This window comes from Isoptericola sp. Y581, from assembly GCF_059445475.1.
The window spans coordinates 65322-74266 of sequence record NZ_JCAIUK010000009.1 but is presented as its reverse complement, the minus strand read 5'-3'; the positions used below and the strand labels follow the sequence as shown (position 1 = coordinate 74266).

General features: G+C 71.3%; 9 protein-coding genes and 2 tRNA genes. 2 read left to right on the top strand and 9 right to left on the bottom strand.

Translation table 11 applies throughout. The annotated features are described in order from the left end of the window. Positions 1 to 129: 129 nt before the first annotated feature. Complete coding sequence (locus AC1C2W_RS17165) at positions 130 to 816, bottom strand: aminodeoxychorismate/anthranilate synthase component II (protein WP_495413797.1); 687 nt, start codon at positions 814 to 816, stop codon at positions 130 to 132. A gap of 93 nt (positions 817 to 909) precedes the next feature. Next, positions 910 to 1641: a DUF881 domain-containing protein gene (locus tag AC1C2W_RS17160; RefSeq protein WP_495390787.1), complete on the bottom strand. Its 732-nt coding sequence runs from the start codon at positions 1639 to 1641 to the stop codon at positions 910 to 912. Between the two features lie 131 nt (positions 1642 to 1772). On the opposite strand from AC1C2W_RS17160, the gene AC1C2W_RS17155 reads away from it, so the two are divergent. Further along, entirely contained in the window at positions 1773 to 2039 is a 267-nt protein-coding gene (locus AC1C2W_RS17155; protein ID WP_495390788.1) for a cell division protein CrgA, read from the top strand. A gap of 52 nt (positions 2040 to 2091) precedes the next feature. Here AC1C2W_RS17155 and AC1C2W_RS17150 read toward each other — a convergent pair whose 3' ends face one another. After that, the gene (locus tag AC1C2W_RS17150; protein ID WP_495390789.1) at positions 2092 to 2808 is read right to left on the bottom strand and encodes a rhomboid family intramembrane serine protease; all 717 of its coding nucleotides are present in this window, start codon (positions 2806 to 2808) and stop codon (positions 2092 to 2094) included. A 315-nt stretch (positions 2809 to 3123) separates the two neighbouring features. Beyond that, entirely contained in the window at positions 3124 to 3663 is a 540-nt protein-coding gene (locus AC1C2W_RS17145; protein WP_495390790.1) for a peptidylprolyl isomerase, read from the bottom strand. Positions 3664 to 3758: 95 nt separating this feature from the next. Between AC1C2W_RS17145 and AC1C2W_RS17140 the strand changes: the two genes are divergently transcribed. Continuing rightward, entirely contained in the window at positions 3759 to 4754 is a 996-nt protein-coding gene (locus AC1C2W_RS17140; RefSeq protein WP_495390791.1) for a hypothetical protein, read from the top strand. Positions 4755 to 4973: 219 nt separating this feature from the next. On the opposite strand, the gene AC1C2W_RS17135 is transcribed toward AC1C2W_RS17140, so the two are convergent. The 5 genes from AC1C2W_RS17135 to gyrA all read right to left on the bottom strand — a co-directional run bounded on the left by AC1C2W_RS17135 (position 4974) and on the right by gyrA (position 8940). After that, positions 4974 to 5046: transfer RNA gene (locus AC1C2W_RS17135), tRNA-Ala, on the bottom strand. 49 nt (positions 5047 to 5095) lie between these two features. Next, the gene (locus AC1C2W_RS17130; RefSeq protein WP_495413796.1) at positions 5096 to 5215 is read right to left on the bottom strand and encodes a DLW-39 family protein; all 120 of its coding nucleotides are present in this window, start codon (positions 5213 to 5215) and stop codon (positions 5096 to 5098) included. Between the two features lie 66 nt (positions 5216 to 5281). Then, positions 5282 to 5355, bottom strand: a tRNA-Ile gene (locus tag AC1C2W_RS17125). A gap of 115 nt (positions 5356 to 5470) precedes the next feature. Next, on the bottom strand, positions 5471 to 6346 hold the full coding sequence (locus tag AC1C2W_RS17120) for a DUF3566 domain-containing protein (RefSeq protein WP_495390793.1): 876 nt from the start codon (positions 6344 to 6346) through the stop codon (positions 5471 to 5473). After that, entirely contained in the window at positions 6346 to 8940 is a 2595-nt protein-coding gene (gene gyrA / locus AC1C2W_RS17115; protein WP_495413860.1) for a DNA gyrase subunit A, read from the bottom strand. The genes AC1C2W_RS17120 and gyrA overlap by 1 nt, the downstream gene beginning before the upstream one ends. Positions 8941 to 8945: the final 5 nt, after the last annotated feature.

Below are 8945 nucleotides of genomic sequence, written 5' to 3'. Positions count from 1 at the left end.
TCGGCCTTCGCTGGTTGAGCCTGTCGGCCTTCGCTGGCTGAGCCTGTCGGCCTTCGCTGGTTGAGCCTGTCGAAACCCGGATCTCGACAGGCTCGACCAGCGGGGGTCGACGAGTCCGACCAGCGAAGCTCAGCCCTGGTGGACCAGCGGCGCCATCCCGCGTGACCGCTCCACGGCGCCGGCGTCCCCGCACACGGCGAGCCAGTTCGCCAGCAGCCGGTGCCCGCCCTCGGTGAGCACGGACTCCGGGTGGAACTGGACGCCGTGCAGCGGCAGGTCGCGGTGCTGCAGGCCCATGACGACGCCGGTCGCGGTCGCGGCGGTCACCTCGAGCTCGGCGGGGACGCTCTCCGGGAGCACGGCCAGCGAGTGGTACCGCGTGGCCGTGAACGGCGCGCCCAGGCCGTCGAGCACCCCCGCGCCGTCGTGCTCCACCAGGCTCGTCTTGCCGTGCATGAGCTCCGGCGCGTGCGCCACCGTGCCGCCGTACACCTCGGCCAGGGCCTGGTGGCCCAGGCATACCCCCAGCATCGGCGTCCGGGAGCGGGCGCAGGCCCGGATCACGTCCTCCGACGCTCCCGCCTCCTTGGGCGTGCCCGGCCCGGGGGAGACCAGCACGCCGTCGTACGGGGTGCCGTCCGCGTCGTGGAAGACGCCGGCGGCGTCAGGCTCCGGCACGGCGTCGTTGCGCACGACGACGGTGCTCGCCCCGAGCTGGTCGAGGTAGCCGACGATCGTGTAGACGAACGAGTCGTAGTTGTCGACCACGAGGATGCGCGATCGGTCGCCGGTCGTGGAGGTGGCGGGGAAGATCATGGCTGGCTCGCTTCGGGGGTGGTGGTCAGGAGGTCTGCGGGGCGTTGCTGCCACGCCATCGCCGGCGTCCGACGGACCGGAGCTGCGCGCCGCTCACGAGAACACGTCCGTGCCGTCGGGGACCTTCGCGTACCGCATCTCGGAGCTGCCGGTGTACGCGGGCAGCTCGAGCCCGCCCTGGTTCTTGACCGACCAGCCGAGGGCGACCCAGTCGACGTACTGCTGGTAGATGTCGACGCCGGGGTCGGCGTCGAGGGAGTTGCGGAGCGCCTTCGGGTCGCCGACCGCCTCGATGACATAGGGCGGCGAGAAGACCTTGCCGTGCAGCAGCAGGATGTTGCCGGAGCAGCGGAACGCCGACGTCGCGGTGACGCGCTCGCCCTGCAGCGTCATGGCCTCGGCTCCGCCGGCCCACAGGGCGTTGATCACGTGCTGCAGGTCCTGCTGGTGCACCACAAGGTCGTCCGGCCGTGCGCCGCTGATCGACTGGCTGGACGCGGGCGCGTCGTCGAGCGACACGGTGACGCCGGACCCGCGCACGGCGCGCGCGCCCGTGACCACGGACTCGCGGGCCGCGAGGTCCACGCCCAGGGCGGGGAGGTCGGTGCCCACCCGCTCGCCGAGGTCGTCGATCTCGGACTCCAGCGAGTTCATCTGGTCCGTCAGCTCGGTCACCCGGTCGGACTCGGTGGTGACGAGCTCGGCGAGGTCCTGCGGGTCGCGCCCGTCCTTGCTGTCGGCGAGCTGGGCGCTGGCGGTGAACATGAGTCCGGACGCGGCCAGGACACACGCGACGGTCGCGCTCGCGCGCAGTCGACGGTTCATCCGCACACCTCGTCCCTCTCGGGCTGTCCATCTCGAGCCTGCTGACGACTACGCTAGTCGACAGAATCCATGGCGGCGGCGGGCATCCGGCCTTCGGCCGCCGCACAGCCCGCCCGGACAGGAGCCAACCCGTGCCCGAGTCGAAGTCCCGCAAGAAGAAGAACGCCCCGGCCGAGCCGGCGACCGCCGCTGTGAAGCGCGCGAAGCCGCAGGGCAACCCCCGCTGGCTCGTCCCGACGATGCTCGGGCTCATGCTCGTCGGCCTCGCCTGGATCGTCACCTACTACCTCACGGCGCCGAACCTGGGGCTGCCGATCCCGGCCCTCGGCGGCTGGAACCTCGCGGTCGGCTTCGTGCTGATCATCGCCGGCTTCGGACTGACGACGCGCTGGCGCTGAGACTTTCACCGGTGTAGTTCCACAGCTGTGAGCAAACCTGTGGACGACGGGCTCAGAACCAGCCGACGGAGGCGTATTTCCATGCGGACGCGCCCACCAGGACGACGGCCACCAGCGCCGGGAGCGCCCATCCCACGAGGGCCTGACGCTCCCGCGGCGCGGCCGCGAAGGCCGCGCCCATGGCCAGCCCGATGACGAGCCCGCCGAGGTGTGCCTGCCACGCGATCCCCGGCAGCAGCAGCGGGATCGCCATATTGATCACGATGAGCACCACGATCTGCGTCGCGTTGCGCCCCATGCGCCGCAGGGCCGGGATGATCGCGCCGAAGAGTCCGAAGACGGCCCCTGAGGCGCCCACGACGACGGTGTTCCACCCGCCGTCGATCGTCGGGCTCGCGATCAGCAGGTAGCCCACCGAGCCGCCGATGGCGGACAGCACGTACACCGACACGAAGCGCACCCGCCCGAACGCCTGCTCGAGGAACGGGCCCACGAGCCAGAGCGCGTACATGTTGAACAGGATGTGCAGCGGGCTCTCGGAGTGCAGGAACGCCGCGGTGAGGAACCGCCAGGGCTCGTCCAGCCCTACCGAGGGGGCGAACGCCCAGCGCATCGTCCACTCGCCGCCGGTGACGAGCTGCAGCACCCAGCTCACCACGCAGAGCGCGACGATCGTCAGCGTGACGACCGGGCGCCCCGGCCGCACGGTCCCACCGAAGACCGTGCGGGTGGACGGCGTCGCACGCGCGGCCTGCGCCACGCAGTCCACGCACTGAATCCCCACGGGGGCCGGACGCTGGCACTCCGGGCACGCGGGCCTGCCGCAGCGCTGGCAGCGCACGTACGAGACGCGGTCGGGGTGCCGGGGGCACACGGGCGGCCCGCCGGCGGGCTGCCCGGGCTGCGGGCCTACGGGGCCCGGCGGCTGCGGTGTCGAGATGGGTCGGCCCTCCGTAGTTCGGCAGCGCGGTCGGGGTCAAGACTCTCGGGGCGATCGCGTTCACGCGCCCCAGGGGGCGCTGCGCTTCGGGAGGGAGACGACCGCGCCGGGAGTCTTGACCCCGACCGCGTGACCTGGTGTCGGTCAGTCCTCGATGGTGACGCTGTTGATGACGATGTCGGTGACCGGACGGTCGCCGGGGCGCGTCGCGGTGGAATCGATGGCGTCCACGACGGCGCGGGACTCGTCGTCCGCCACCTTGCCGAAGATGCTGTGCTTGCCGTTGAGCCACGGCGTGGCGCCGGTGGTGATGAAGAACTGCGAGCCGTTGGTGCCCTCGACGGCGCCCGTCACCGGGTTGCGACGCTTGCCCGCGTTCGCCATCGCGAGGATGTACTTGCTGTCGAAGGTGAGCTCGGGGTGGATCTCGTCGTCGAAGGTGTAGCCGGGGCCGCCCGTCCCGGTGCCCAGCGGGTCCCCGCCCTGGATCATGAAGTTCTCGATCACACGGTGGAAGATCACGCCGTCGTACAGGGGGTCGTTGCGCTCGGCGCCCGTGGCCGGGTCCGTCCACGTCGTGGTGCCCTTGGCCAGGCCGACGAAGTTCGCGACGGTCTTGGGCGCGTGGTTCGGCAGCAGCTCGATACGGATGTCACCGGCGGAGGTGTGGAGGGTTGCGAACATGCGCCCCATCCTCTCACCCCGTCCCCGTGGCCCCGGTCCGGAACAGGCGCGCGCGTTCCGCTGCATCCCACGGCGCCGGGTGGCACAGTGGGTCCATGGTGCGAAAGAACGTGGGCGACAGCGTCAAGGACAGTGCCAACCTCAACGAGAAGCTCGCCACGAGGGTGAGCGAGAAGATCAACGAGCTCGACACCGACAAGCTCAAGGACTCCGCGACCGAGGCCGCCGCCGTGCTGGTCGAGGTCGGCGCGCGAGCCGCGGGCGGCGCCAAGGACTGGGCCGAGCCGCGCGTGGACAACTTCCTGGAGTGGCTGACCCCGCGGGCGGAGAAGGCCTGGCGCGACAGCGTGCTGGCCGCGGCCCCCCGGGTCGAGAAGGCGGCCGACAAGGCCGGGCCGCTGGTCGACACCGCGCACGACCGGATCGTCGACGACTACATGCCGCGCGTGGTCGCCGCGTTCAACGACGCCGCGACCCGGGCGGGGGCGGCGGCCGGTGCCGCGGGCGTCGCCGCCGCAGACGCGGCGAGGGACGCCGCCGAGAAGGCGGGCCGAGCGGGCAAGAAGGCCGCGAAGCAGGCGGCCAAGGAGGCTGCGAAGGCCCAGGTCGCTGCGGAGAAGGCGGCCAAGGAGGCCGAGAAGTCGTCCGGCAAGGGCAAGGGCGTCTTCTGGATCCTCGCGCTCGTCGGCGCCACCGTCGCCGGCTACGCCTTCTGGCGGCGCGCGCAGCCGCAGAACGACCCGTGGGCGGAGCCCTGGGAGCAGTCGCCCGGCCCCGACTTCGACGGCGCCGCACGCGACGCCCGCCATGCGGTCGGGGACGCGGCCGAGGCCGTGGGCGAGGTCGCGGGTCAGGCCGTCGCCAGGGGCCGCGAGGCCGCGGAGAAGGCGACCGAGCTGGGCGAGGACGTCGGCGAGAAGGTCACCGAGGCTGTGGACAAGGCTCGGGACAAGGCCGCCGACGCGGCGAAGAAGGCCGGCAGCCGTGCCCGGACCACCACCCGCAAGGCGGACGACACGGCCGGCGGGACGACGAGCAGCACCGACACCAGCGGCGACAAGGGCGACACAGGCTCGGGCGCGAAAGCCTGACCCGCTCCTCACCCGGCAGAAGCACCGCACCCGACGAAGGCTCCGTCCACAGGACGGGGCCCTCGTCGTTCCCGATCCTGCGCACTCATCGGCAGGAGGGCTCGACGGCGAACAGCGGGGTCTATGGCCAGACCCTCCCCTTCAGGGGACCGGTCGCTCCGTGAAACCGGACCGCGTCAGCGCGGCCGACGCCGTGGCGCCCGTGCGGTGTGCTGTCGGTGGAGCCAAGGGGACTCGAACCCCTAACCCCCTGCTTGCAAAGCAGGTGCGCTACCAATTGCGCCATGGCCCCTGGCGGCCTCGGCGAGCCGGGCCAGGAGTGCGTCGGGCTGCCGACGAGGTCAGTCGATGGTGTCGGTGACCTCGGACCACAGGTCCCGGTCGGCGGAGTCCTCGTTGAGCCGGCGCCAGATCAGGTAGCCCGCGCCGAGCGCGAGCAGGAGGACGGACAGCTTCTTCATCTTCTGCCTCCTCGTCACGACCACGAGGGCCGTACGTGTCGGGCCCGGGCCTGGTGCGGCCTGGAGTGGGGCTAGGAGGACTTGAACCTCCGACCTCTTCCTTATCAGGGAAGCGCTCTAACCGTCTGAGCTATAGCCCCGAACACGCTCCCCGCGGGAACGCGTGCAGCACGGAACATTACCGCACCGGCGGGCCCGCACCCAAACTGGGCCCGAGCTCACGCGGTGTGACGTCGTTCCCGGTCAGGGACCGGGTCATTCGTCGGTGAGGGTCAGGTGCACGCCGCCGACGAGCGCGGCCGTGATGTTGTACAGGATGGCCATGATCGTGGTCAGCGCGGTGAGCAGCACGACGTTCACGATGGCGATGAGCACGGCGAGCGACACGACACGGTCGAACTCGACGAACTGCATGAGGTTCACGGCCTGCGGGCCGATCGTATCGCTCAGGAACGTCTGCACCGTGGCGAACGTGCCCATGTCGTTGAGCACGTACCAGACCACCATCGCGGCGACCACGGTGATGAAGCCGATCGCGACGGAGAGGAGGAAACCGAGCTTCATGATCGACCACGGGTCGACCCGCGAGACCGACAGCCGGACACGTCGGGGCCCGGCGCCGCCCGGCATCGTGCCGACCATCGGGGTGCCCGCGGCCGGCGCGGGGTGCACGCCGCCCGCGGAGTAGTGCATCTCCGGGCGCGGCTCGGCCGGCGCGGAGCGCTTCTGACCGGCCTTCGCGCTCGGCGCCGGTCGCGCACCCGCAGCGGCGCGCTCGTTCTCGCGGGCGGAGGCCTCGGGCATCACCGACTGCACCTTCTTCGCCGCGGCCCGAGCGGCCGCGAGGGCCGCCGCGGCCGCCTTCACCGCGCCCTCCTTGACCGGCGACGCCCCCTGAGCGGTGCTCGGGGCCGCCTCTGCCGGGCCTGCCGGCGGTGGCGGCGGCGCGGGTGGTGTACTGCCCCGCTGCGCGGCCGCCGCGCCGCCGACGACCACGCCGGCCGGGATGGACCCGCCACCCTGTCGCGGAGCAGACGACGCCGGACCCCTGCGATGGGTCGCCTCGTCGATCTCCGGCTCGGCTGCCGGCGTCGCAGACGTCGCCCTGGTCGACGCGGTGTTCTCCGTCATCAGTCCTCGTCCCCGCTCGTCTCCTGCTCGTCCGCGCCCTGTCCGTCCACGCTAACCGACTCGTCGCTGGGCGACTCGTCGTCCACGCGGCGTTCCACGTTGCGAGCGACGGCGATGATGCGGTCGCCGCGATCCGGCTTGGCGAACGTGACGCCCTGCGTGGTGCGGCCGGTGAGGTTCACCTCGGCCACCGCGGAGCGCACGATCTTGCCACGCTCCATGATGACCAGCACCTCGTCGTCCGGCTCGGTGACGAGCGCCCCCACAAGGTCTCCACGAGCCTCGACGAGATTCGCCACCTTGATGCCGAATCCGGCACGGCCCTGCACGCGGTACTCGGTGATGGCGGTGCGCTTGGCGAACCCGCCCTCGGTCACGACGAACAGGTCCGTGCCCGGGGTCACGACGTCCGCGTTGAGGAGCTCGTCCCCCTCGCGGAACTTCATCCCCGTGACGCCCGACGTGGCGCGCCCCGTCGGGCGCAGGGTGTCGTCGTCGGCGGGGAAGCGGATCGACTGGCCCTTGCGGGACACGAGGATCAGGTGGTCGTCGGCGTTGACGAGCCGCGCGGCGACGAGCTCGTCCGGGGCGCCGTCGTCGTCCTGGCGCAGGTTGATCGCGATGAGGCCACCCGAGCGTGGCGAGTTGTACTCGCCCAGTCGGGTCTTCTTCACCAGGCCGCGGCGGGTGGCGAGCACCAGGTAGTCCGCCGCTTCGTAGTCCGGCAGGTCCAGCACCTGGGCGATGTGCTCGCCCGGCTGGAACGCCAGCATGTTCGCCACGTGCTGCCCCTTGGCGTCACGACCGCCCTCGGGCAGCTCGTAGCCCTTGGCCCGGTACACGCGGCCCAGGTTCGTGAAGAACAGCAACCAGTGGTGCGTGGTCGTCACGAAGAAGTGGTCGACGATGTCGTCCTCGCGCAACGCGGCACCGCGCACGCCCTTGCCGCCACGGCGCTGGGCGCGGTATGAGTCCGACCGCGTGCGCTTGGCGTACCCGCCGCGCGTGATCGTGACGACGACCTCCTCCTCCGGGATGAGGTCCTCGACGGACATGTCGCCGTCGAACGGCAGCACGGTGGTGCGGCGCTCGTCGCCGTAGCGCTCGACGATGCCGTCCATCTCCTCCTCCACGATGGAACGCTGCCGCTCCGGCCTGGCCAGGATGTCGCGGAAGTCGGTGATCTGTCGCTCGAGCCCGTCGTGCTCGTCGATGATCTTCTGCCGTTCCATGGCGGCGAGGCGGCGCAGCTGCAACGCGAGGATGGCGTTGGCCTGCTCCTCGTCGACGTCGAGCAGCTCCATGACGCCCGTGCGGGCCTCCTCGACCGTCGGGGACCGGCGGATGAGGGCGATGACCTCGTCCAGGGCGTCCAGGGCCTTGAGGTAGCCACGCAGGATGTGGATCTGCCGCTCGGCGTCGGCCAGCAGGTACTCGGTACGCCGGCGCACGACCTCGATCTGGTGCGTGGTCCAGTGCCGTACGAAGGCGTCGAGGCTGAGCGTGCGCGGCACCTCGTCGACGAGCGCGACCATGTTGGCGCCGAAGCTGTACTGGAGCGGCGTGTGCTTGTACAGGTTGTTGAGCACGACCTTGGCGATCGCGTCACGCTTCAGCACGATGACGAGGCGCTGACCCGTGCGGCCCGACGTCTCGTCGCGGATGTCGGCGATGCCCGCGATCTTGCCGTCGTTGACGAGGTCGGCCACCTTGGCCGCCAGGTTGTCCGGGTTGACCTGGTACGGCAGCTCGGTGATGACGAGGCAGATCCGGTTCTGGATCTCCTCGACGTTGACGACCGCGCGCATGGTGATGGAGCCGCGGCCGGTGCGGTACGCCTCCTCGATGCCCTTGGTGCCGAGGATCTGCGCGCCGGTCGGGAAGTCCGGGCCCTTGATCCGCTGCATGAGCGCGGCCAGGAGCTCCTCGCGGGACGCGTCCGGGTGCGCCAGGTGCCAGCGCACGCCGTCCGCCACCTCGCGGAGGTTGTGCGGCGGGATGTTGGTGGCCATGCCCACGGCGATGCCCGCGGAGCCGTTGACCAACAGGTTCGGGAAGCGGGCCGGCAGGACGATGGGCTCCTGCGTGCGGCCGTCGTAGTTGTCCTGGAAGTCGACGGTGTTCTTGTCGATGTCCCGGACCATCTCGAGCGCGAGCGGCGCCATGCGGCACTCGGTGTACCGCGGTGCCGCGGCGGGGTCGTTGCCGGGGGAGCCGAAGTTGCCCTGGCCGGCGACGAGCGGGTAGCGCAGCACCCAGTCCTGCACCAGGCGCACGAGGGCGTCGTAGATCGCCGTGTCGCCGTGCGGGTGGAACTTGCCCATGACGTCGCCGACCACGCGCGAGCACTTCGAGTACGCCCGGTCGGGGCGATAGCCGCCGTCGTACATGGCGTACAGCACGCGGCGGTGCACCGGCTTGAGGCCGTCACGCACGTCGGGCAGCGCGCGCCCGATGATGACGCTCATCGCGTAGTCGAGGTAGCTGCGCTGCATCTCCAGCTGCAGGTCGACCTGCTCGATGCGGCCGTGGTGCACCGCGACGCCACCGTCCGGGCTCTTGGGCGCTCCGTCGCCGGGAACGCCGTCCGTCATGTCGG

Excerpts from the sequence above, each read along its gene's own strand:
- AC1C2W_RS17165 (WP_495413797.1), bottom strand. The coding sequence starts at position 816 with ATGATCTTCCCCGCCACCTCCACGACCGGCGACCGATCGCGCATCCTC.
- AC1C2W_RS17160 (WP_495390787.1), bottom strand. The coding sequence starts at position 1,641 with ATGAACCGTCGACTGCGCGCGAGCGCGACCGTCGCGTGTGTCCTGGCC.
- AC1C2W_RS17145 (WP_495390790.1), bottom strand. The coding sequence starts at position 3,663 with ATGTTCGCAACCCTCCACACCTCCGCCGGTGACATCCGTATCGAGCTG.
- AC1C2W_RS17140 (WP_495390791.1), top strand. The coding sequence starts at position 3,759 with ATGGTGCGAAAGAACGTGGGCGACAGCGTCAAGGACAGTGCCAACCTC.
- AC1C2W_RS17130 (WP_495413796.1), bottom strand. The coding sequence starts at position 5,215 with ATGAAGAAGCTGTCCGTCCTCCTGCTCGCGCTCGGCGCGGGCTACCTG.
- AC1C2W_RS17120 (WP_495390793.1), bottom strand. The coding sequence starts at position 6,346 with ATGACGGAGAACACCGCGTCGACCAGGGCGACGTCTGCGACGCCGGCA.
- gyrA (WP_495413860.1), bottom strand. The coding sequence starts at position 8,940 with ATGACGGACGGCGTTCCCGGCGACGGAGCGCCCAAGAGCCCGGACGGT.